Raw genomic sequence first — 23,328 nt, 5'->3', positions numbered from 1 at the left:
ATGTCTCGGCACCCCAGGTGTGGGTGACCGGACGCTTACCCCCGAGTCGCACCGTGGAAGGTGCCCACCGGATGTTTACGGCGCACTTCGAACGTATGAAGAAATATTTCAGCGCGAGGGGGAGGCTCCCGAGCGAGCCCCCGAAGCGCCGTCATGCGCCCGGGAAAACCGGGTTGCCCAGCATGAGCGGGTAGAGGTTAATGCGCGTGCCCCCTCCGAGTGACGCGAATGCCCCTCTCCCAGCAGGCCAGGACCTCTCTCTCGGTGGTGGCCGCCATCGTCGTGCTGCCGCTGCTCTACTTCCACCGGGCGGTCTTCTCCGACGAGGTCTTCATCGCGCGCGACATCCTCCGGGTCTACTACCCCCTGAAGAAGTACTGGGCCGAGCGCGTGTCCCAGCTTCAGTTTCCGGAGTGGTATCCCTACGACGGGCTGGGGCAGCCCTACGCGGGCATGCTCATCTCCGGGGCGTTCCACCCGGCCAACCTGCTCTACCTGCTGCTGCCGCTGGGGATGGCGCTCAAGGTCATCACCCTGTTGTCCTATGTGGCCGCGCTGGGCGGCACGTACGTGTTCGCCCGGCTGTGGGGTTTGGGGCGAGGTGCCGCGTTGCTGGCGGGACTCACGTACGCGCTGGGCGGCTACATGGTGGGCCTCAGCAACAACCTGCTCTACCTGATGGCGGCTGCCACGTTCCCGTGGGCGCTCTGGGGCGCCGAGCGCTTCCTGCGTCAGCCCTCCGTGAGCCGTGCCGCCGCCGCCGCGCTCCCGCTGGGCCTCGTGCTCCTCAGTGGGGATCCGCAGAGCTTCGCACTGTGCAACGGCATGCTGCTGGTGCTGGTGCTGCTGCGCCCGGATCGTGCCAGCGCGTTGAAGGTGGCGCCCTGGGCGGGGCTGCTCATTGTGCTCGGGGCGATCCTGTCCGCGGTGCAGCTCCTCCCGGTCCTCGGCATCCTGAAGGAGGTCCACCCCAGCGCGCCCACCTTCGAACTGGCGACCCGGTTCTCGTTCCATCCCCTGCGGCTGCTCGAGCTCCCGCTCGGGCCGCTCTTCCTTGATCCAGAGTCGGGGACGGCGGCCTCAACCCGGATGGCGGACGAGCTGTTCCGGTCTGGGCTGGGGAACTTCTGGGTGCCCTCGGTGCACCTGGGGGCTCCGGCCCTCCTGCTGTTGGGGGGCGCGCTCTGGCGCTGGCGGCGCCACCCGCTGACGTGGAAGGTGACGGGGCTTGCGTGCCTCGTGCTGGCGTTGGCGTTGGCGCTCCACCTGCCGCTCTATGGCTGGCTCTACCGGTGGATGCCGCTCTGGAACTCCTTCCGCTATCCGGAGAAGCTGCTCCCATACGTCTTGTTCCCGTGCGCCCTGGGGGCGGGTGTGGGGCTGGAGGCTGCCCTGCGTGAGCCCGCCCTGGCGCGCCGCCTGTCGTGGGTGGGCTTTGGGCTGGCGCTGGTGTGCGGTCTGCTCGCGCTCGGAGAGTGGCAGGTGCGGTTCTTCTCGAACGGGGTGATTGGCGCCCTCTGGAAGAACGCCGACCCCGAGATCCTGGAGGTGCTGCACAGCAACTTCCTCCAGGCGACCCTGCTCACGGCGGGCACGTTCGGGTTGATGGGCGTGTTGCTGCTCGAGGTGCTCCGGCTCTCGCTGCGCATGTGGGCCGTCCTCACGCTCCAGCTCGCCGTCCTCTATTTGGGCAACGAGAGCACGTACCAGGTGACGTACACGGACGTGCTGGAGCAGCCCATTGGCATGGCGGACTTCATCCTGCGGCGTGAGTCGGACACGAGCGCGGGACGGCCTCGGGTCTTCGGGGCCTTGAAGGAGCTGATTCCCAGACGTGCGCCTCGCGGGCTCGGTGTGCTCGATCTCACGGCCATCGGTCTCGTCTCCGCGCTCGAACCGAACACGAGCGCGCTCTGGAAGCTGGAGAGCGCCCGTCCCTACCTCCCCGCCTACTCCCGGAGGTACCATGAGGTGTTCATCTCGGCCGACTCGCTCAACGTCTGGCTGGGCCGCCTCTCCGGCCTCTTCCACGTGCGCTACTTCGCCTTGGGCGCGCGGGAGTACGCGGCGGCTCATGGCAATCCCGACGTCGTCCTCGTCGAGGATCGCGTCATGGATGCGGTGCTGCTCGGCAATCCTCGTGCGCTCCCTCGCGCCTATCTGGCCACGCCCATCTGCGTGAAGGACGAGGCCTCCGCGCTCGCTCTCATCCACTCGCGCTCCTTCCAGCCCGGCCGGCAGGTCGCGCTCGAGTGTGCGCCTGACACCCCGCGTGTTGAGGCACCTCCAGGGGCGGGCGAGCCGGGTCAGGTGCGCTTCGTTCACTACGCGCCGGAGTCCGTGGAGCTCGACGTGGAGGCTCGCCACCCGACGGTGCTGGTGCTCAACGACGCCTGGTACACGGGGTGGAGCGCCACCCTGGACGGGCAGCCCACGCCCATCCTGCCGGCGAATGTCGCGGTGCGGGGCGTGCTTGTTCCGGCGGGTACCCACCGGGTCTCTTTCACCTACCGCGCTCCTGGCCAGCGGCTCGGGGCGCTCATCTCGCTCGGTGGCCTGGGGTTGCTCGGGCTCGCGGTCCTCGTGGAGCGCCGGAGAAGGCGCGCTGGGGTTCCGCAGACCGCTTCCTGACACTGGCAATGCCATCCGGGAGATAGGTGTTTATGGTCGGCGGTATGTTCAAGACCGCTTTTCTGGTGTCCGCCGTCCTGGGTGCTTCGCCGGCTGATCGGCCTTCTTCTGTTCCTGCCAAAAGTAAACAGAGCTCCCAGGCCTCGCTCTCGAAGGTGGTGACTTTCGAGGGGATGTGCGACGCGTCGGGTGCCGTGGTGTCGGGTGGGTTTTCGTTCACCGTCGCCGATGACGAGGACAACATCATCCGCGTCTACGATGGAAAGGTCGGAGGCCGTCCGGTCAAGACCACCGACATGTCCCCGTCGCTGGCGCTGCCCGAGGGAAAGAAGCGGCCTCCCGAGACAGACATCGAAGCCGCGACGGAGATTCCTCCGCGCTCCTTCTGGCTGACCTCCCATGGGCGCAAGAGCTCCGGCAAGGTGGACGCCAGCCGCTTCCGCTTCTTCGCGACCCGCTCCCAGCCCGACGGGACGACCCGGCTCGAGGGAAAGCCATACACGCGGCTGCTCGAGGATCTGCTCGCGGCCCCACAGCTCGCGGCGTTTGATCTCGCCTCGGCCTCCACGCTTGCGCCGAAGGAAGAGGGAGGGCTCAACATCGAGGGCATGACGGCGATGGAGGATGGGAAGTCCATCCTGATTGGCTTCCGGAGCCCGCTTCGTCAGGGCAAGGCCATCACCGTCACGCTGCTGAACCCCCTGGAGCTGCTGCAAGGGAAGCCGGCGCGTCTGGGGCCGGCGCGGTTGCTGGACTTCGGTGGGTTGGGGATTCGCGCCATCTCCTGGTGGCGGGGCCAGTACCTCTTCATCGGAGGCGCGACCTCCAGTGGAGGGACCTCCCGCCTGTTCACCTGGGATGGCAAGTCCGAGAAGCCCACGGCGGTGGAGGGCGCTGACTTCACCGACCTGAACCCCGAGGCCTTCGTCACGTTCGAGGACAAGGAGGAGATCCTCGTCCTCAGCGATGATGGAACCCGCCTGATGGACGGCGTCGAGTGCAAGCGGCTCAAGGAGCCGGAGAAGAAGCAGTTCCGCGGAGTCTGGCTCCGGTTGCCGGAACAGCGCTGAGCGCTCCGGGGCGCTGCTCAGGCGTGCTCTCCTACATCCAACGCCAGTGTGACCCATCCGCGACTCCGGGACTGGAGTGCTCTTCGTGAGATCCAGTTCCTGGGCTTCCCCTCAATTCCAGCCAGGAGCCCTCACCCGTCATGAGGGCATCGAGCGGAGTGGAGGAGACGCGGAATGAAGAAACGAGGCGGTGCTCAGGGCCTTGTCGTGGGAGGGACGAAGTTTCGGAGTGGGCGGCTGTTCGTCGCGCTGGGGGTGTTGTCCACGGCGGGGGCCTGCGGCACCACGGAGGCACCGGAGGGCCCTCGGTCGCCCGAGGTGGAGGTGGGAAACCTCTCGCAGCGCTGCGAGGTGAGGCCCCCCTTCGCGGGCACGCTCGAGCCGGAGCTGCAGTGGGCGTGGACGGGCAGCCCGGTCATGCCCGAGCACCATCAGGTGATGATGACACCCGTGGTGGTGGACGTGAGCGGAGACGGCATCCCGGACATCGTCTTCAGCACCTTCGCGGGCGCCAACTACAGCGTGGACGGTGTGCTCCGGGCCGTTAGCGGAGACGACGGGCACGAGCTGTGGTCCGTGACGGACCCATCGGCCCGTGTGAAGCCCGCTGCGAGCCTCACCGCGGGTGACATCGACGGCGACGGCAAGGTGGAGATCTGCGGCATCCCCGAGAACGGCCGCGGCATCCTCTGCTTCGAGAACGACGGCACCTTCAAGTTCCGCTCGGCCGAGGCCCCGTATGACTTCAACGAGTGGGGTGGCCCCTCGCTCGCGGACCTGGAGGGTGACGGGTCCGTGGAGATCCTCGACGGCAACCGCGTCTACGACAACACGGGCGCGCTGAAGTGGGTGGGCTCCGATGGCATGGGCGGCGCGCTGTACACCGGCCCTGTCTCCTTCGCGGCGGACATGGACCAGGACGGCATTCAGGAGGTGGTCAACGACCGCGCCATCTACCGGCACGACGGCACCCTGTTGTGCGCCAACACGGAGATTCCCCACGGCTTCGCGGGTGTGGCCAACTTCGATGAGGACCCGGCTGGGGAGCTCGTGGTGTCGGGCGATGGCAAGGTGAGCCTGCTCGACCATGACTGCTCGCTGCTCTGGAGCGTCGACGTGCCCTCAGGGGGCCACGGCGGTCCGCCCAACATCGCGGACTTCGATGGTGACGGCCAGCTGGAGATTGGCCTGCCCGGCGAGTGGGCATACTCGGTGTTTGGGATTGATGGCTCCGTGAAGTGGTCGAGCCCCATCCAGGACTACAGCTCCGGCCGGACTGGCTCCACCACCTTCGACTTCGAGGCGGACGGCAAGCTCGAGGTCGTCTTCGCCGACGAGCTGAAGCTGCGCATCTACGACGCCGCCACGGGCGCGGTGCGCTGGGAGATTCCCAACAGCTCGAGCACCACATACGAGAACCCCGTCATCGCGGACGTGGACGGGGACACCGCCGCGGAGCTCGTGGTCGTCTCCAACGACCATATGTCCCCGGGTACCGGCACCCACGGCATCCGCGTGTTCCGTGACCGGAACGAGCGATGGGCCGGCACGCGGCGCATCTGGAACCAGCACGCCTACTCGGTGACGAACATCAACGACGACGGTACGGTCCCGGCGCACCCGGCGACGAACTGGCTCGACTCGAGGCTCAACACCTTCCACGCCAACGTCGCCGCCTACTTCGGCGGGGGCCAGAGCCCCTATGCGGCCTCGGACCTGGTGGTGACCGCGCTATCCGCCGCATGCGAGGGCGAAGGCTCCGTTGCGCTCAGCGCGCGCGTGCTCAACCAGGGAGAGGCCGCGGTGGCCGCGGGCGTGAAGGTGGCCTTCTTCGTGGTGGACTCGGCCTCGGGCCGCACGCTGCTTGGCGTGGCCACCGTCCCCGACGCGCTGCCCGCGGGCGGCAGCGCTCTTGCCACGGTCTCTGTGTCCGCCTTCTCCGGCACGGCTCAGCTCCTCGCCATCGTGGACGACGACGGCACGGGCGCGGGCCGTGACACCGAGTGCCTCGAGAACAACAACTCCCACTCCGCGACGGTGGAGCTCTCCTGCGAGGCCCCCGTGAGCAACCTGCCGCCCGTGGCGCTCTGCCGTGACGTCACCGTCAGCGCCGATGCCTCCTGCCAGGGTCGCGCCAGCGTCGACAACGGCAGCCATGACCCGGACAACGGGCCCTCGCCGCTCTCCGTCTCCCAGTCACCCGATGCGTCCTTCGGCCCGGGCCGTCACGCCGTCACACTGACGGCCTCGGATGGCGAGGCGAGCGCCCAATGCGTGGGCACCGTCACCGTGGTGGACACCACGAAGCCCTCCATCACCTGCCCGCTGGCGGTGGATGTGAAGATTGGCTCTGGCCTCGGGCTCTCCGTGCAGTACGCCGTGTCGGCCAAGGACAACTGCGGTCCGGTGCCTGTCTCCTGCTCGCACCCCTCGGGCTCGCTCTTCCTGCTGGGACTGACGAACGTCACCTGCACCGCGAAGGACACGTCCGGCAACACGGCCTCGTGTGACTTCGGCATCCGAGTGCGCCTCGGCATCTCCCTCTGAGCGCGGGTTTCAGGCTCGTTGGCCTCGGGTGGGGCCGGGCACCAGGTCAGGAATCCGCAGTGAATTCGGTAGTTTTCCTGACCTGTGTTCGGCCTCCAACGAGATTCGTCCCGACGGGAATGTTTTCCCCTACCTGACGGGGCAAGCATGGGTTAGGGTATACCCACGTGTGTCGATTCCGACACCTCTCTGCGTCCCAAGAGACCGCGCCCCCCAGCGTCTCAAGCACGAGGGAAGAAGCATGGGTAACGCCCCCCAGCCGTTGCTGACCGTTTCGCAGTCCCCCGCTTCAATCTCCGCCCTGGCGACCCCCGCCCTGGCCACCCTTTGGGGTGACCGGATGCCCTTTGGGGCGGCGAGTGCACGGCTCCACGAGGTGTTGAGCCGGCCGGAGCTGTTTGCCCGTATCTGCGTGAGGGATCCGTACTTCGCGCTGAGCGAGGTAACGGTGGTGGGGCACGGGGCGGTGGAGGCGGGAGTCCCGGTGGAGCAGGAGACGGAGGGGGAAGCCTCGCCCATCAACGCCGCGGAAGTGGGGCGGCACCTGGCCATCCTCGGCTCGTGTGCGGCGTCGCTGGCGAACCCCAAGGACGGGCAGCACTACTACCTGGCGCGGCGCGCGCGGCTGGAGCGGCTCCACGAGGGGCCGCTGCCCCGGGCGACCTCGCTGCTGCGAGGCGTGGCGAAGGCGGAGTTCAAGGAGCGGCGCACCGCGACGGCGAACACGCTGCTGTCGAGCGCCGAGGGCCAGCCGCTCTTCTCGTTGGAAGTGGACTACAACGTGCTGTCCGCGCCGGCCTTCCTGCGCCTCTTCCAGGGGGCGCGCCAGGAGATGCGTCGCGAGCCCCGGGCGGAGCGCGAGCCCCGGGCGGGTACGTCGGTCGACTTCGCCGCCATGCGTCAGAATCCCCACCGCCGTCCGCCGCCGCTGAGGGAGCTGGTGCGCGATGGGGAGTGCCTGAAGGCCACGCTGGGCCCGGTGAGCGCGGAGCTGTGCAAGGGCCACTTCGCCATGCACCCGGTGCTGCCGGTGGCGGTGGTGATGAGCGGCCTGTCCGGGCTGGCGGGCACGCTGCTGCGCCAGCTGGTGGGCAACGCGTCGGCGCGGTACCTGGTGACGCGCGGCGAGGTGCGCGCGGAGAGCCTCGCCTACGCCGGAGAGTCGGTGACGTTCGGCGCCCACCGCCACGGGGTGGAGGGGAACGAGCACCGCTTCTACTGCTGGGCCGCGGTGGGCGAGCGCCTGGTGGGCGTGATGGAGCTGACGCTCACCTGCCTGGAGTGAGCCTCACTCCCAGGTGATTTCGTAGTCCACCGACTCGATGTCGATGCGCTGCGCCGTCACCGTGCCCTTGAAGCCCAGGGCCTCCATGGCCCCCTCGAAGATGCCCACGTGGTAGGCGGGGGGCTGCATGTCGCCGCGGTAGGTGATGATGCACGCCTTGGGGCCAGCGGGACGGTGCTCGCGCTTGCCGTACGTCACCACGGTGCTGAAGGCCACCCGCGTCTGGGCGAAGAGCCGCTGCGGGTCCCCCTTGCCGAGGATGCCGAAGACGACCTGTCCCGGGCCCTTGGAGAAGCTCTGCACACAGGCTCTGCCGCAGGCGTTGAAGACGACGTCCTCGTGCCCCATCTTGTGCTCGAGCGCGTCCGCTGCGCTGTAGAGCATGGTGAGGTAGTCCGAGGCCGGGTAGGTGCGCAGGTCGTTGATGTCCCGGGCCAGCGCGCCGACGCGCACCTGGCGCAGCGCCTGCGGGCCGCCCACCTTCTCGACCATGTCGAACACCACCCGGAAGAAGAGGCCCCGCACTCCGTCGTTGGGCCGGGTGACTGCGATACGCGCGGCGAGCTCGGTCTTGTTGGATGGCATGGGTTTGGCCGAACATTAACGGGTAGGGAACGGACGTCCAACCTTCAGTGGCCTTCGTCAGCCTTCGCTTGACACCTCGCGCCCTGGCGCGGAAAAGCCCGGGTCCGAAGGCGCTGGCCCGCCTCCTTGTATGTGTATCTTTCCAGGCCGCCTGGAGTTCGACGCATGAAGCTCGCCACTCTCAATGACGGAACCCGTGACGGAAGGCTCATCGTCGTCAAACGAGACAATTCCGCCTATGCGTTCGCCACCAACGTGGCACTCACGCTCCAGGGCGCTCTCGACAAATGGGAAGAGTCGGAGCCCCGGTTGCGCGCGCTGGCCGAGGAGCTCGAGGCCGGCCGGGTGCAGAGCCGTCCTGTTGACGTCCGGGCATTGCTCTCGCCGCTGCCTCGCGCTTACGAGTGGGTGGATGGCAGCGCCTACCTCAACCACGTCATCCTCGTGCGCAAGGCGCGTAACGCCGAGCCCCCGGCGACGCTGAAGACGGATCCGCTCGTGTACCAGGGCGGCTCGGGCACCTTCCTCGCGCCCACGCAAGACATCCCCCTGGTGGACGAGGCCTGGGGCATGGACTTCGAGTCCGAGGTGGCCGTCATCCTCGGGGACGTGCCGATGGGCACCCAGGCGAAGGACGCGGAGAAGCACGTGAAGCTGGTGATGCTCTGCAACGACGTCACCCTGCGCAACCTCATCCCCAACGAGCTGGCCAAGGGCTTCGGCTTCTTCCAGGGCAAGCCCTCCAGCTCCTTCAGCCCCTTCGCGCTCACCCCGGACGAGCTCGGCCCCGCGTGGAAGGACGGCCGCGTGCACCTGCGCCTGCGCTCCACGCTCAACGGCGAGGTGGTGGGTGACACGGACGCCGGCCCGGAGATGCACTTCTCCTTCCTCGACCTCATCCAGCACATCTCCAAGACGCGCCCCTTCACCGCCGGCACCATCCTCGGCAGCGGCACCGTGTCCAACGAGGACCGCGCCCGTGGCATCTCCTGCCTCGCCGAGCGCCGGATGATCGAAACCATCGAGACGGGCTCCCCCAAGACGCCCTTCATGAAGGTGGGGGACACCATCGACATCGAAATGTTCGGGCCCGAGGGGCAGAGCCTCTTCGGGCGCATCTCCCAGAAGGTGGTGAAGCCGTGAAGCTCTACAACTACTGGCGCTCGTCGGCCTCGTGGCGCGTGCGCATCGGGCTCAACCTCAAGGGCCTGTCCTACGAGTACGTGCCCGTGCACCTGGTGAAGGACGGAGGCGAGCAGCACTCGGAGGCCTACCGCGCCATCAACCCCATGCGCTCCGTGCCCACGCTGGAGTTCACCGAGGCGGGCCAGGTGCGCCACCTGGCGCAGTCGATGGCCATCCTCGAGTACCTGGAGGAGCGTCACCCGTCGCCCGCCCTGCTGCCGGCGGATCCGTATCTCCGGGCCCGCTGCCGGATGGTGTCGGAGATCGCGAACTCGGGGATTCAACCCCTGCACAACCTGGCCGTGCTTCAGCGCGTCAAGGGCGAGCTGAAGGGGGATGACAAGGCCTGGAGCGCGTACTGGATCGACCGGGGTCTGACGGCCTTTCAGGCGTCCATCCAGGACACCGCGGGTACCTATTGCTTTGGGGATTCCGTGTCCTTCGCGGACATCTTCCTGACTCCCCAGCTCTACGCCGCCCGGCGCTTCGGGGTGGACCTCGGGCCGTACGCGCTGCTCACCCGCATCGAGGCGGCCTGCGCCAGCCTCCCAGCCTTCCAGGCGGCGCATGCGGACCGGCAGCCCGACGCCGTGCCGGCCTGAGCGTCAGCGGCTCGCGCGCAGGTTTCCGCCCGAGGGCGTCTCCGCGGTCAGGGGGGGCACACGCGGCAGGTCGAGGATGAAGCACGTGCCCTTGCCCAGCTCGCTCTCCACCTCGATGCGCCCGCCATGGGACTTGATGATGCCGTGCACCACCGAGAGCCCGAGCCCCGTGCCCAGCCCGGGCGGCTTGGTGGTGAAGAACGGCTCGAAGAGGTGCCGCTTCGTCTCCTCGGACATGCCCGTGCCGGTGTCGCGCACCTCCACGCGCACCCGAGCGCCCTCGCGGCGCGTGGTGAGGCGCACCACTCCGCCCGCCGGGGTGGCCTGTCCCGCGTTGACCAGCAGGTTCACCAACACCTGCACGAGCTGACGCGGACGGCCCGACACCGTTCCTATCTCGTTCAGCTCCCGCTCCACCCTCACGTGGCCGAGCTGGATGTGCGCGATGCGCAGCGCCGTCCGCACCTCGGCGTCGAAGTCGTAGGCGGTGTGGCCCTCGTAGTCCCCGCGCGAGAAGCGGCGCAGGTCCGACACGATGGAGTTCACCCGCTTGATGCCGTCCAGCGTGGCGGGGAGCACGTCGTCACGGAACTCCTTCATCGGCTCGGGCAGGTCCTGCGTGTCCCGCATCTCCTGGAGCAACGCGTCGACGTTGGCCGTCACGAAGCTCATCGGGTTGTTGATTTCATGCGCCACGCTCGCCGCCATGAGTCCCAAGCTGGAGAGCCGCTCCTGCTCGAGCGCGCGTTGGTGCAGCTGCTGGAGTTCCTGGTGGGCCTTCTCCAGCTCCTCGCGCTTCTGCTGCACCAGCTCCAACATTCCGCGCAGCAATGCGACCCGCTTCTCGGACACCAGGTAGCCGAAGATGCCGAGCAAGGAAAACGCCAGGGCCATGATGGGATTGGCTCCGGTGGACAAGGCCACCGCGTCCAGCCCCACCAGGTAGACGGCCATGCGCGGACGGACCCACCGGTCCAGGCCGAAGTACCAGAGCATGTTGTAGGTCACGAAGACCCAGAGCAGCGCCGACCACTGGGTGTGGATGCCCACGAGGGCGACGCCTGCTCCGTTGACCGCCATCCGCACCGTCTCCACCGTGGCACGGCTGAGCTTCTTGGGGAGCCACTCGAAGAACAGGAGGTTGAGCAGGGTGAGTCCTACGCCCACGCCCACGATGACGAGGACCACGCGCCACTGACCCCAGAACTCGGCAACCAATGCGAGGTTGACGACGGTCGCTCCCAGGCCCGCGACGCCCTGGACGCCGCTTTGTACCTTCTCCGGATCCGCCTCGCTCACCGCGTCTGAGGGTCGGGCAGTCGCCATGGTCCGTTGCTCCGATGTCAACGGACTGTAGCCCGGAGTGGATCGTCCCGAGAAATGGGCCCGGGTCACACGAGAATTCAGGGTGCATGGCGGCCAGCCCGTCACGCCGTGTCCCAAGAAGGTCTCGCGCTGCTGCGCGAGTGGATTGAACACATGCCCGGCCGCTGAGCTGCACCCATCCGCGTCCCTGAAGGGACTTCGCCCCGAGAGTGCTCGGGGCGAAGTCCGGGGAAATCAGGCCGGAAGGAGTTCGAGCACGCGGTGACGATCTCGCTCAGCGAAGATCACCACCAACTCGTAGCTCTCCTGCGGCTTCCAGTCACCCACAGCGGTCGCGAGCACGTCCAAGTAGGTGCGAAGATCCTTCGACGGAAGGTCTGGCAGGGCGTCATGCACCAGGCTGATTCGACCTGGCGGGAGCCACGATAGATCTCGTAGGCAGTCGGCGAGGGCGTCCCAGTTCCGACCGAAGTAGTCCGGGAACCGGAGCGCTTTTTCGAGAACGCGCATCAATTGCTCCTTGTCTGACACGCCGGCCGGGACGCGGCCGATATGGCTGCCCTCCGGGCCAAACAGCACCGGGTCGGCGACGAAGCGGAACTTCGTGGGTTGCTCACTCATGGGGCGCTGTGCTGGGCGGGACGGACCTCGTGGTTATTCTCGTAGTGGTCGCGCGTGTAGAATATCTCCCCGCCTTGCCCTATGATCACGCGCTGTGGTCCGGGGCCGGTCACGCCAGCCGTCGGATGGACGTACTCACGGTAGTAGTCGGGCTGCTGCTGCGGCGGCAAGCGCCCTTCTATGTTATGGAAGATGGTTCCGTCGTTGGCGTGGGCGTTGGCGCGGGGGAGGGGGGCCCCCGAACGGATCCGGTCGAGGGTTGGCTGCAGGTCCTCGGTCCACGTTTCCAGACCCCCTTGCGTTTCGGTTATTCCCCGGACGGTTGTTCCCTCGATTCTTACGTCAGAGCTGGTTTGTTGTTGACGGGTTGGTACATGCCTGGTCTGCGGCGTGGACCGTGCCGTTGCGGCCCGTGAGTGCTGTCCATTGTTCGGGTGTTGGGGCGTGGACCTTGCCGATGCGGCCTGGTGGGGCTGTCTATTGTACGGGTGTCGGCTCGAGCGGTTGTTGATGGTGCGTTGCCGGGACGGTGCCCCGGTGCTGTGCCTCATGAAACCCGTCTCGTCGGCGAAATTGATCGGGTCGTGTCCGGCGTAGGTGTAGAGGTGGCATTCGAGCGGGCTCCGTACACAGAGTTCCGGCTCCACGAGTGCGTAGGGGTCTGGAGTGGTGAAGCTCGCGAGCCCCGGCGCGTACTCACGCGCTCCCATCTGGACGAGACCGGTGTCGGGATCGGCGAACCTCCCGGTGAAGCTGAAGACGAGCTCGGTGCTCTCGAGCAGGTCAGGGGGGCCCGACACGGTGGCCAGACCGAAAGGCGTGTATTCGGCCTGCAGCAGGGTCTGTCCGGACTCGTCCACCAATGCCTTCACCACGCCGCGTGAGTCGTCCAGCAGAGTGAAGACCCGTTGCTCGTCGACGATGAGGGCCAGTCTCCTGCCCTCGATGCGAACCAGGCTCTGCCGCTCCTGCCCGTTGTCGCGCGTGAAGCGCGTGGGATAGACGATGACCTCGGAGACCTTCTCCTGTGCGCCCTCGGTCACGCGCGCCTGCCTGGCGACGCGATCTCCGGAAGCCGAGTAGCCGTAGATGAGAGTCTTTCCGTCGAGCTCGATGCGCCGGATGTGGCCAAACGGGTCGTAGGTGATCTCGCGCATTCTTCCGCCTGCCGCCATGCGGCCGAATGCGTCGAGGCGGAAGTTGCCGCCCGTGGGCAGGGGGATGACGCTCGTGCCCGGCGCACGCTCGAAGAGGTAGTCCGCTCCTTCGCTGAGTCTGCTCACCTCTCCCGAAGGACCGTACGTATAGGTATGGGTTCCCTCTCCCTGTTGGGCCGAGAGCAGCTCGCCGCGGAGGCTGTAGGCGTACGAGGTGCTCCGGGGACCGTCCTGGATGCCCGTGATGCGCCCATCCGCGAGGTGCGAGAGGACCACGTCCTGGGCTGGCACACAGCCCTCGTCACGCGAGATGCAGGCCTGGATGTGTGTGAGATGGCCGGAGGCGGCATCATAGTCATATCGGCGCTCGAGCCTCGTCCGTGGCGCCGTGTAGGCGTCCAGCTGACCGTGAGCATTGTACTGCATGCCCGCGAGGAGCGGAGTCTCCGCGCGTCCTGGCGCCGACCAGTGGAGCGCGGCGAGCGCTCCCGAGCCATACCGCTCGAACGTGAAGGCATTCCCGAACGGGTCGCGGTAGGAGGACAGCGTATTGTCCAGTGCATGGGTCCACGCCTCCGTGTAGGTGCGCTCGACCCCTCCTCCGGTATACGCGAATGTGCGCCCGGTCCTCTGGCCGCTGCGATTATAGGTGAAGTGCTCCGTCACGCTCTGCGCCGCGAGCAGGTCCTGCGCGGTGGCTTCGATGAGACGGCCCCGTGACTCGGGCGAGGCCGGTTCCCCCTCGCGTCCATCATAGACAAACGTCAGGATGTCGGTGCCATCGGGGTGCGCCGAGGAAGTGGCTCGTATGTGGGTCGGCCGGTCGAGTGAATCGAACGTCCGCTCGATGCGCTCCCATGCCGTCCCGCTGGCGCTCCATGTCATCTCGTCGCTCACGCGCCCACGCACATCGCGCGTCCAGAGTCGGGTCAGGACGCCGGGGGCTTGGCTGAGGATGATGTCTCCCGCGGCATCGAAGACCACGCGACGGGACGTGCTCTCTCCCGGCGCGGAGATTCCGTAGAGTCTTCCACGCGCATCCCGTGCGTAGTGGTAGACCTGACCCGTCTCGTCGACCAGTGCGTACATTTCTCCTGGACGTTCGACGTGGGTGCGCGCGCGAACGATGGTATCGCCGTCCTGCAAGAGGCGCTCCTCGAGCCGCTGCCCCCAGGGCTCGTGCGTCGTGCGCCTGACGTGCCGTCCCGAGGAATCAACCACCTCCACCGGACGTCCGAGTGCGTCGTACGAAGCGCAGATGCCCAGGCCGAGCCCACAGCCAGGCGCACCCGTGGGAGCCGGGAACTGCCCTTCCTCGAAGAGCGCCACCGGTCCCTTTGTCAGGGTGTAGGGCCGGGCCGCGAAAACGGAAGTGCCCGTCCCGTTGTATGCGGTGAATGCCAGCACCCGGGCCCCGGTGGACTCTCCCTCGACTGCCTCACCCACGGGGCGGCCATCGGCCCGGAATGCGAACAGCCGCTCCGTATGCGTCCGCGTCCCGGAGAGCATGCGGCGCTCGGTCACGCGCACGAGCTGCGGCCGTGTGTCCTCCGCGTCACGGTAGGCGTAGGCGACTTCGCGTCCGCTCGTGTCCGTCACCCGCACGGGGCGGTGCAGGGCATCGAACCTGGACACCGTGCGCTCGCCCTGCGGGGACAGGACGTGGGTTTGGGCCAGGCTCCGCGCCGGGACGTCATCTCCCGTGCCGCCGAGCGTGCATTCCGCCAAGCCGTAGCAATACCGGGTCCGGTGCCCGAGTGAGTTCCGCGACTCCACGACGCGCAGACCCGTCGGGTCGTAGATGAGGCGTTGCGTGAGTCCCAGCCCATCTCCGGATTCGACGACGTTGCCGAAGTCATCATAGGTGAGCGTGAGGACGCGCACGGTGCTCTTCTGGAGCGCCTGGATGAACCGGGCCTCGAGTCCCGAGAGTGCCTCCGGATCGACCGCTCCCTGGGTCTCCACGCGAACGGGCAGGGGCCATCGCTCCTCGTACACGGTGGTGGTCGTGGAGAGCAGGGTGCCGGAAGAGGGGACCGTCACGCTCTCGCTGTCAACGGCCGTCAGGATTCCCCGCTCCTCCCAGACAGGGTCATACGTGAGCGTGCGCACGCTGGCGTGCGAGGGGATTTGCAGGCCATCGGGGCCCACGACGGCGTTCAGGGTTTCCTGCTCACGCCTAAGGCGATTCAGCGCGTCGTACTCGAGCGTGCGGGTACTCGTTGCCGGGGCCGCACAGCCCGTGCTCTCGCTGCAGATTCGCGAACGGGTGCTTTGGAGGCGCACGAACACGGGGGGAGTGCGGGCCTCCGCTTCCGGAAGGGGCTCGACGGCCCAATTGGACTCTTGTTGGGAGAGGACCGCTGCGGCCGTGAGTGGCTCCTCACTCCAGGTCTCCGCGGTGAAGGACACCGCGCTCGCCGTCTCGAGTGGGCCGGGCACCGTGGGACGGATCGCGACCGGGGTGGGGCGGGAGGCTTCCTCCGAGCGGGTCATGCTCGCCAGGAAGCGGTCCGTGCGCGTTCCCTGTACGGCGTACGTCCGGCGGATTCCCAGGTCCGGTTGAGTGTTGTCTCCCAGGATGAGCATGTCGCTCTGGGCGAAACCGACGAAGTTTCGCACTTCGCCCTCGAAGTGGGGCGCGTGGTACTGGAAGGCCGTGAGCAGGGGAGGCTCGCCCCCCACCAGGAGGGCGTGCCGCTTCACCACGGGAAGCGCGTAGGGGAGGCCACGCAGGCTCGTATCATCCATGCCGAGCCGCCGACGATCACGCACGAGCTCATCGGTGGTCGTGCCATAGACGAACGCGTGCCGGAGTCCGGTTCCCTCGGAAGTTCCGATGAGCAGATCCGGTCCAACGACGTTCTTCTGTCCCGTGCGATTGAAGTCGATGACGCGCAGCCGTCCACCCTGGGCCGTGGGCTCGTAGACGAGGATTTCGACGACTCCATCTCCGTCGATATCAATGACGCGTGTGTTCCACATGTTCTGTGGGTCGACACTCAACGTCGTGTTCAACGGGAGGTTCTCCGCACGCGAGAATCCATCTCGACCCTGTCCGAACCAGACCTTGAGCGAGTCCGCCGTCGTCGTGAGATGGGCGAGGTCGGTGTTCCCATCTCCGTTGACGTCCGCGAGCCACATCGCGTTGAGGTTCACGCCGGACTCGATACCCTGCACCGGAAGGAAGAAGCCCTGCTCGCAGACCGGGTCGCCCGCCTCGAAGCCGAACACCAGCGCGCCCGCCGCCATCCGCCCGCGCGGCACGTCCCACCCCTGCGAGTCCGTCCCCAGGTTCGTATAGGTATAGGCCCACACCCCGCCCTGGTTCTCGTAGACGCACAGGCCCTTGTCGCCCGCGCCGGTCACTTTCAGCACGGCGAGGTCCTGGAGCCCATCTCCATTGACGTCCAGGAAGCGGTACGCGGGATTGTCGAGCTCCCACCCGGCGCCGGCCGTGAAGGGGAACCGGAGGTGGGTGAGGGTCTGGAAGGACAGGGCCCTGTCCTCCGGCGAGGTGATGTTCACATGTGCGGTCCACGTCGCCGTCACTCCGTCCGTGTTCGCGATGAGGATGTCGTCCTTTCCATCCGCGTTGAGGTCGATGACGCGGCTGCGCCCGTGCATGAGCTGACCGACATACGCATCCAGCACGCTGGAGCGCGTGGCGGCCGCGAACGGCTTGCCGGGGATGCCTTGCTGTCCGCGGAAGAAGAAGAACTCGGACTGACCGCCCGAGGCCGTGATGTGCACCACGTCCGTCAGGCCGTCGCCATTGAAGTCTCCCGTCGAGAACAGACTGTTGGAGCCGGGGCGCTCGTCGAAACGCAGCATCTGCGGTTCCTCGATACCGCCCAGCACCTTCTGGAGCACCACCCCGTCGCGCTGCACGAACGGGTTCTGCCTGGCGAGGTCTCCAAGGTTGTACGACGCGAAGCTCCGGTTGTCGGAGAGCGAGGCGCGCAGGACGTCCACCAGGCCGTCGGTGTTCAGGTCCAGGAACTCCGAGCCGCCCTCGGGACCAAAGCCATACACATCCGGGACCTCGATGTCGTAGACGAGCGAGTGGTCACGAATGTCCGAGAGGGTCCAACCCGAGTACTGGAACCGCACGAGCGGCTCCTGAGGCGTGTCGCGTGTCAGGGGCGCCGCGCTCCGGCCGAAACGATAGACACCCAGGAGCCTGTCCTGCCGGCTCAGGGACGCCGAGAGCTTCGTGAGCTCCGCGGCGAAGTCCTCCTGTGCGAGCGCCTCGCAGTCCGGATGGGTGAGGAGCGTCGCTCCCTCGCGCCCGTATACACCGTAGACGAAGCACCACTGATACATCGGCTCGCCGTCGAATCGCGCAGTCAGCTTCGTGTAGAGGTGGCCCGCCTTCTGGGGGTACCCCATCACGTAATCCGTGGGTGCACGCGGCCGCTCCGCGCGCTCGAGGACATAGGCCGACCGGCCGCCCGCGAAGCTGACGGCGCTCAGGTACGAGCGTTGATCCTGCGTGGGCTTGTCATACTGGTAGGAGATGACCTCGCCCGTGGGACTCACGGCGGCCACCAGAGGCCAGCGCGTGGCGAAGAAGCGCTTGAGCATCAACCCCTCGGCGACCTCTGGCGCTTCGCTGTAGTACTCCTGCCGTCCATCCGGGTAGACGACGCGGAAGCCAGCGAGGGCCAGCGTGCCGCCCTGTCCGTCCGGCACGGCCATCTCCGCGCCGGGCATGTGGCGGAACACCCGGACGAGCGAATCCGTGCCATCGAGTCGGTACTCGATGATGCGCAGGGCGCCGTTCACCTTCTCTGTCCGGACGCGCTCCAGCCGTGAGCCGTTGAGGGTGAGCCGGGCGGCGAGGTCCCCGTTGGGGGTGACATACCGGTACGGTACGCCCCAGTCGTTGACGATACCCACCGAGGGAACACCCAGGCTGAAGCCGATGCCGAAGCCGTCCCGAGCGTCATAGGGCGAGGAGCTGTACCCGAGGGCCAGGTCAGGTCCGAAGCCCGCGCGTGCGGGGAGGCCCGGGAGAGGGAGCGTGACACGGGCTTCTCCCCGGTGCTCCGTGACGGTGACGTCCAGCTGGGGCCTGCGTAGAGCTCCCAAGGACGTGAGCCCGTCGGAGCCCAAGGCTCCGGGCGTTTTCATCGCGCTCGACCTACGAGGCGGTGTCTCGTTTTTCGTCTCTTCCGTCCGGGTGGGTCCACACGAAAGGGCGGCTAGCAGCCCCAGGACGGCCAGCGACAATCGCAGCCGATTCATCCACTCATCTCCTTGATATGGCATTGCGCCTCCGGCGGAGGGCATGGCTGTGCCGCAGCGCCGGAGGCGAGCCGGCGGCACGTGCTGTGAAACGACATGAGGGCGCGGGTGCGCCCTCTCAGTTCCGTGCGGGGGTCGAGACGGCGGCGACCAGGGAGCGGGCCGCGCCCTCGGCGCTCAACCGCCCGGTGGCGAACTGCTCCCAGATGGGAGCCAGTGCGGCCTCCGCCGCGCGCACGCGCGCCTCGGGAACTTCCACTGCGTCCACGGACGCCGCCGCCAGGGCGAGCTCTTCCGCTGACGCCGATGCGGCCACGGGCTGGAGCGCTGCCTTGCCGAGCGTCGCCATGAGGCGCGAGGCGCTCTCCTTCTCCACGAAGCGCAGGAGCGCATCCGCGGCCTCCAGCTCACGCTTCGGGGCCTCACCCGCCCGGAAGAGGGCGTACACCCGTTGTACGGGCCTGACCCTGGCTCCGCTCCCGGGCAGGGCGGGAATCGCCGTCAGTCCGAGCTTCCCTCCGAGTGCACTCCGCAGCTCTGGCAGCCGCCATTCACCAATCACCGCGAACGGCGCACGGCCCTCCTTGAAGACCTGGACCACGCACTCCGACAGGCAGGCGCCCGGCGTGAGGCCGTACTTGAACCGGAGATCGGAGAGCAGCGCGAACGCCTCTCGCGTCGTGTCACCCGGGCCCCCGGCCTGGAAGAGATCGCCGAAGAAGGGGAGGAGGCTGTGCATCTCCTCCGCGAGCACGATTCCATAGGGGACCGTGCCCTTCTCCTTGAGGGTGTAGCCGTGGGCGATGATGTCGCGCCACGTCTTCGGTGCTTCGGGAACGAGGTCCCTGTTGTAGGCGAGGACGACGTAGTCCGAGGCGAACAAGGGAACGCCTCCGGGCGTGGCGGGCCCGTTCGACACCCGCAGCGCCAGGTGGGGGCCACGGGCCGCGCCATCGCTCCCCTCCCGGGCATGTGCGTCGTACCGCACCGACAGCCGCACCTCGGGGTGTTGCTCGAGGAAGGGGCGCAGGAGTTCCTCGAGAGGTCCATTGAAGTCCGCGCCCACGCTCTGGGCGATGCTGAGCTCGACCGGCGACGTCGAGGGCGCTGGTGGAGTCGGGGCGCGCGGGGACAGCCAATACCCGAGCGCGGCGGCAACCACCACGAAACCCCCAACAGCGGCATACGCCCACCGATTCTTTCGCCATCCCATGTTCATGTTCCTCACCTAGGGCGTCCCCATCCACGGAGCCTCGAGCTGGCAGGCTCCCGGACTGGCCTTCGGGTAGCGGATGTCCGTCATCGGTTGGGGCACGACGAACTGCACCAGGGCCTGTTCCCCGGACGCCTGGGCTGGACAGCGCACCACGTAGGCGAAGTTGCTGACGCTCGCGGCATCGAACACGAGCCGGCCCGCGGAGCGGACGCGCAGCATGGTGGCCTCGGTCCGGAAGAGGGTGGAGGTCGAGGGCAGCCCCTTGGAGAACGTCGTCCGCTTGGACCAGAGGGCGTCCTCTCCTCCTGGCTGCGGAATCCCGGACCACAGGATTCCCACGGGGCCCTGGAGGGTCGCCCCTCCGATGAAGGTCTGGGTGCCCGGTTTGAGCGTCAGGGCCCGGAAGCGATCCACCGTTCCCGAGAGCGAACGTCCATCCAGGTCGATGAGGATACCGGAGCTCGGGTTGGCATGGGCGAGCGACACCAGCTTGAGCTGCCCCGTCTGCGGCCACGAGACGATGGACACCGTGCCTTGCTCGGCCTCCACGGCGCTCGTGAAGGCGAGGACGTCGGAGTTGTAGAGCGCCAGGCTCCCTCCCGCGATGTCCACGCCCGCGTAGAACGGATATGCCCGCGTCGCATCGCCGATATCGGCGTCACGAAGGCGGAGCATCAGCTTCTGTCCGGTTCCACCCCTCGCCCGGACGGCCACACGCGCGAGCGCGGGCCGGGACGCCACGGGGGTGGTGGGGGGGATCGGACGCATGTCCAGGTACCGGAGCTCCACTTCGAGATCTCCCTCGACCTGGATGGCGGGGACCGCCGCCGTGCAGACGCCAGCTCCCGTTCCGCACCGTGGCTCAGCGACGAGGAGCACCGACCGGGCACCTGCCTCTCCGCCGATCCGGAGGGTCTTGAGGCTGGACGGAAGGGTACTGGCGTCCACCCGGAACGGAGTATCACGCAGGACGGCCCCCGGTCCGATGACGACCTCCAGTGCCTCGGGCCCGCTCGGGCACTGGCGCGTGCGGATCGCGCGCTCCAGCTCGCTCGAGAGCTCGAGCTTCGAGAGATCGATTTCGTCGAGAATCAGTTGCGACAGGTCGATGCGGCACGTCGTCTGCTCCTGGATGCAGGGGAGCGCGAGCGCGGGACTGGAGGAGGAAGGAGGCGTCCCGGTTCCATACGCTGCCTTCATCGCTCCCAGCCAGGAGGCCGCGGTCGAGGTGCCGTGCGTGAATCCGAGGTGCTTCTGCCAGGTCTCGGTGGCTCCGCCGCAGGCTGGGAACACCAACGCTCCGGTCGAGAGCTGCGCATCCCGGCGAATCGTTCCATCGAGCTGCTGGCGCTCCTCATACGTGAAGGGAGTGGCGTAGGTGCAGGACTCCCCCGCGCCCAGCTCACCCTGCAAGCAGGAGATCGCTCCATCGACGACCTTCTTGTGCGCGGGCTTGAAGTCCGTACCGCAGTGGTCCACGCAGAAGTCGAAGAGCGGCCGTCCCGCTACGTCCTGGTACTTCAGCTCACCGGTCCAGCCGCTGGGGACCGAATCCGGAATCATGAACAGCGCGCGCAGCCTGTCCTGCACCTCCACGCGCTTCGCTTCGTCCCACTGGAGGTCCGTGACCGTCAGTCCATCCACCGCGTCCAGGAGGACGGTGCTTGCCCCTCGGGTCAGCACATAGACATACCGGTCGAGACTCCGCGTGTAGGCGGTGTTGAGCTCCCAACCGGAGTACTCGACCGGCCGGTCCCTCTTGCAGGACAGGTAGATGCGCTCCCCGGTGGCCGGGGGGGGCTCCCGCGACGTCTCCTGCTGGGCCGCGCGCTGCGGAACCTGGAAGTGGAAGATCAGCTCTCCACACCGGTTGGGGATGACCAGGAACGACGAGGGCTGACCCGCATCCGTGCCCGAGCCCTGCGAGTACTCGAGGTAGGAGGAGCCCAGGGTGAGCGATTCGACGAAGACCCGCGCACCCGAGGCGGTCGTATCCGGACAGGACAGGACCAGTGTGCTCGGGTCATTGAGCTGATCTTGCCACGGACTATCACGGAGCAGGGTGATGGGGTCCGCGTAGATGCGGAAGAGGCGGCGCGCGTTCGCCTCGGTGCACCCGTTCAGCCTCGCGAGCCGGGAGGCACGTCCTTCTCCCTGGGGGAGCTCCACGGCATACGCCGTGGCGCCGCTCGTCGTCTCGTAGGAGAAGAGCTTGGGGATCAGGGGGGTCTGGGCGAGGGCCCGCTCCTCGCTGACCGCGGTATGGCTTTCAGCCTCTTCCTGGAGGCCGCACCCGGCCAGGAGGAACGGAACGACCCCGTACATCCAAAAGCGTTTCATCGGTTGGTTCTCACTGACCCACGTAGAACGTGTTCATGCAGGCCTTGATGTCCTTGCGGCCATCCGCGATGTACGCACCGAGCCCGACGTTGCGGCACAGCGCGGCGGCGGTGGTCTGGCCATCTCCGGAGACGTAGGTCGTCTCCACATTGGAGGAGCAGAGCTTGTTGAGCTCGCTGCGAGGCTTCGACAGGATGGGATCGACCTGGGCACAGGTCGTCCGGAAGGTCTCCCGGCTCCCTCCGCGGATCTCGCAGAAGTACAGGCTGCAGAGCTTCCTCAACACCGTGTCCTCGGCCTCGGCACCTCGGGCGAGCACCGCCATGTCCCGCTTGACGAGGCGGATCTTGTCGAGGAACGCCTCCTGGCCCTGGAGCGTCGCGAGTGTGTCGGTCAGGGCCGTCTTGCTGCTGGCCAGCTCCGCGCGGACGTCACGCCCGGCGCTGTCCTGGTAGAGGCCATTGACCCACCTGTCGACGAAGCCGAGCAGGTTCTGCGCCTTCAGCGTCACCGCCTGGTACTTCGTGCTCATGGCCTGGACGCGCGAGGGAATCGGCCCATTGCACTCGCCGGTGGACGAGCAATACAGCTCCGCCAGGCCCGTGTACGAGCTCTTGATCCGCTCGTTGCGCTGCTTCAAGTCCGAGAAGAGCTGGGCGGAGCCCGCGACGGCCCCGTCGACCATCTCGAACTTCCTGGCGAGCATGGCCGTGAGGGGACCGACCCCGGTCGCCGTCGAGCTCGTCTGGTCCGTTACGCTCCCCAGGTAGCGCGAGAGCTCCGTGGTCCCCACCTGGGTTCCGATGCTCTTCACCTGCTCATCCGGGAGCGACGTGACGATGCCACAGGTCGCATCGGTGCCAGCGCTCAGATGGCTGCTGTAGCACGCGCCCATGGACTCGATGTGCTTCCCGACGGAGAAGGCCGTCGAGTCAGGGTAGTCGAGCGCCATGTTCGCCCAGTTGACGCTCGTGAAGGCCGCCTTCGCCATCCCCCGGTGCACGCAGAACAGCTCGCGCGAGGCCAGCTTCGTCTCCACCTCCGGCGCCAGCTGCTTCAATCGCTCACAATGGAGCAGCCCCTCCAGGAGCGAGGCCACGTGCCTCTGCGACCGCAGGAGCCCGGAGGTCTGTGCGCGCTGGAGCTCGTCGATGCCCCGGTCGAGCTGCTCCCGGGCCTTCTTGGCGTCCATGTAGCGCCGGTCCTGGTGGAACGCGCAGGTCCCGTTCAGGAAGTTCACCTGCGCCCGCTTGCTCGTCACGAGCTGGCCGTTCTCCATGGGGAAGTACACGGCGCTGAGGTGCCGCCAGGTGCCAGTCAGGCACGCGCTGCTCCAGAGCTGCGCGCGAAGTGTCGTCTTCCGCTCCTGGAAGTCGCACGATGCGGCATTGCTGTTGCAGTCACTTTGCGCTGCCGCCGGCCCGCTCATACAGAGTCCGGCGAGCAGGCACGCGACCCAGAGGGGTGCCTTTCTCTCGAGCACCAACCGATGCATGACGAAATCCCTTCTCAT

General features: G+C 67.4%; 13 protein-coding genes. 6 read left to right on the top strand and 7 right to left on the bottom strand.

The annotated features are described in order from the left end of the window. The first annotated feature begins 228 nt into the window (after positions 1–228). The 4 genes from F0U60_RS44995 to F0U60_RS44980 all read left to right on the top strand — a co-directional run bounded on the left by F0U60_RS44995 (position 229) and on the right by F0U60_RS44980 (position 7,533). Positions 229–2,631, top strand: coding sequence for a YfhO family protein (locus F0U60_RS44995; protein ID WP_395809619.1), 2,403 nt, complete (start codon positions 229–231; stop codon positions 2,629–2,631). 173 nt (positions 2,632–2,804) lie between these two features. After that, positions 2,805–3,701 carry a DUF3616 domain-containing protein gene (locus F0U60_RS44990; RefSeq protein WP_395809617.1) on the top strand — a complete coding sequence of 299 codons (897 nt, stop codon included), beginning with the start codon at positions 2,805–2,807 and terminating at the stop codon, positions 3,699–3,701. A 174-nt stretch (positions 3,702–3,875) separates the two neighbouring features. Continuing rightward, complete coding sequence (locus tag F0U60_RS44985) at positions 3,876–6,248, top strand: FG-GAP-like repeat-containing protein (RefSeq protein WP_395809615.1); 2,373 nt, start codon at positions 3,876–3,878, stop codon at positions 6,246–6,248. Between the two features lie 241 nt (positions 6,249–6,489). Next, complete coding sequence (locus F0U60_RS44980) at positions 6,490–7,533, top strand: hypothetical protein (RefSeq protein ID WP_395809613.1); 1,044 nt, start codon at positions 6,490–6,492, stop codon at positions 7,531–7,533. Between the two features lie 3 nt (positions 7,534–7,536). Here the strand turns inward: F0U60_RS44980 and F0U60_RS44975 are convergent, their stop codons facing one another. Beyond that, entirely contained in the window at positions 7,537–8,118 is a 582-nt protein-coding gene (locus F0U60_RS44975; protein ID WP_395809611.1) for a TIGR02265 family protein, read from the bottom strand. 165 nt (positions 8,119–8,283) lie between these two features. Here F0U60_RS44975 and F0U60_RS44970 point away from each other — a divergent pair, with 165 nt between their 5' ends. Further along, a complete protein-coding gene (locus tag F0U60_RS44970; protein ID WP_395809609.1) occupies positions 8,284–9,261 on the top strand; it encodes a fumarylacetoacetate hydrolase family protein in 978 nt (325 codons plus the stop codon). Further along, the gene (maiA, locus tag F0U60_RS44965) at positions 9,258–9,905 is read left to right on the top strand and encodes a maleylacetoacetate isomerase (protein ID WP_395809607.1); all 648 of its coding nucleotides are present in this window, start codon (positions 9,258–9,260) and stop codon (positions 9,903–9,905) included. The genes F0U60_RS44970 and maiA overlap by 4 nt, the downstream gene beginning before the upstream one ends. Positions 9,906–9,908: 3 nt before the next feature. Here the strand turns inward: maiA and F0U60_RS44960 are convergent, their stop codons facing one another. The 6 genes from F0U60_RS44960 to F0U60_RS44935 form a co-directional block, all read right to left on the bottom strand. Beyond that, the gene (locus F0U60_RS44960; protein WP_395809605.1) at positions 9,909–11,231 is read right to left on the bottom strand and encodes a sensor histidine kinase; all 1,323 of its coding nucleotides are present in this window, start codon (positions 11,229–11,231) and stop codon (positions 9,909–9,911) included. 234 nt (positions 11,232–11,465) lie between these two features. Further along, on the bottom strand, positions 11,466–11,852 hold the full coding sequence (locus F0U60_RS44955) for a barstar family protein (protein WP_395809603.1): 387 nt from the start codon (positions 11,850–11,852) through the stop codon (positions 11,466–11,468). Then, a complete protein-coding gene (locus F0U60_RS44950) occupies positions 11,849–18,259 on the bottom strand; it encodes an FG-GAP-like repeat-containing protein (protein ID WP_395809601.1) in 6,411 nt (2,136 codons plus the stop codon). Before F0U60_RS44950 ends, F0U60_RS44955 begins: the two co-directional genes overlap by 4 nt. A 118-nt stretch (positions 18,260–18,377) precedes the next feature. Continuing rightward, on the bottom strand, positions 18,378–19,472 hold the full coding sequence (locus F0U60_RS44945; RefSeq protein WP_395809599.1) for an extracellular solute-binding protein: 1,095 nt from the start codon (positions 19,470–19,472) through the stop codon (positions 18,378–18,380). A 15-nt stretch (positions 19,473–19,487) separates the two neighbouring features. Continuing rightward, a complete protein-coding gene (locus F0U60_RS44940; RefSeq protein WP_395809597.1) occupies positions 19,488–21,815 on the bottom strand; it encodes a hypothetical protein in 2,328 nt (775 codons plus the stop codon). Between the two features lie 10 nt (positions 21,816–21,825). Continuing rightward, on the bottom strand, positions 21,826–23,310 hold the full coding sequence (locus F0U60_RS44935) for a hypothetical protein (protein WP_395809595.1): 1,485 nt from the start codon (positions 23,308–23,310) through the stop codon (positions 21,826–21,828). Between the last annotated feature and the right edge of the window lie 18 nt (positions 23,311–23,328).

It is taken from the genome of Archangium minus (genome assembly GCF_044360475.1).
Taxonomy (GTDB): domain Bacteria; phylum Myxococcota; class Myxococcia; order Myxococcales; family Myxococcaceae; genus Archangium; species Archangium minus.
The sequence above is the reverse complement of the archived record's forward strand: the minus strand, read 5'-3'. Positions and strand labels throughout refer to the sequence as shown.

Excerpts from the sequence above, each read along its gene's own strand:
- F0U60_RS44990 (WP_395809617.1), top strand. The coding sequence starts at position 2,805 with ATGTGCGACGCGTCGGGTGCCGTGGTGTCGGGTGGGTTTTCGTTCACC.
- F0U60_RS44985 (WP_395809615.1), top strand. The coding sequence starts at position 3,876 with ATGAAGAAACGAGGCGGTGCTCAGGGCCTTGTCGTGGGAGGGACGAAG.
- F0U60_RS44970 (WP_395809609.1), top strand. The coding sequence starts at position 8,284 with ATGAAGCTCGCCACTCTCAATGACGGAACCCGTGACGGAAGGCTCATC.
- F0U60_RS44940 (WP_395809597.1), bottom strand. The coding sequence starts at position 21,815 with ATGAAACGCTTTTGGATGTACGGGGTCGTTCCGTTCCTCCTGGCCGGG.
- F0U60_RS44945 (WP_395809599.1), bottom strand. The coding sequence starts at position 19,472 with ATGGGATGGCGAAAGAATCGGTGGGCGTATGCCGCTGTTGGGGGTTTC.
- F0U60_RS44995 (WP_395809619.1), top strand. The coding sequence starts at position 229 with ATGCCCCTCTCCCAGCAGGCCAGGACCTCTCTCTCGGTGGTGGCCGCC.
- F0U60_RS44980 (WP_395809613.1), top strand. The coding sequence starts at position 6,490 with ATGGGTAACGCCCCCCAGCCGTTGCTGACCGTTTCGCAGTCCCCCGCT.
- F0U60_RS44975 (WP_395809611.1), bottom strand. The coding sequence starts at position 8,118 with ATGCCATCCAACAAGACCGAGCTCGCCGCGCGTATCGCAGTCACCCGG.
- F0U60_RS44960 (WP_395809605.1), bottom strand. The coding sequence starts at position 11,231 with ATGGCGACTGCCCGACCCTCAGACGCGGTGAGCGAGGCGGATCCGGAG.
- F0U60_RS44935 (WP_395809595.1), bottom strand. The coding sequence starts at position 23,310 with ATGCATCGGTTGGTGCTCGAGAGAAAGGCACCCCTCTGGGTCGCGTGC.
- F0U60_RS44950 (WP_395809601.1), bottom strand. The coding sequence starts at position 18,259 with ATGAATCGGCTGCGATTGTCGCTGGCCGTCCTGGGGCTGCTAGCCGCC.
- F0U60_RS44955 (WP_395809603.1), bottom strand. The coding sequence starts at position 11,852 with ATGAGTGAGCAACCCACGAAGTTCCGCTTCGTCGCCGACCCGGTGCTG.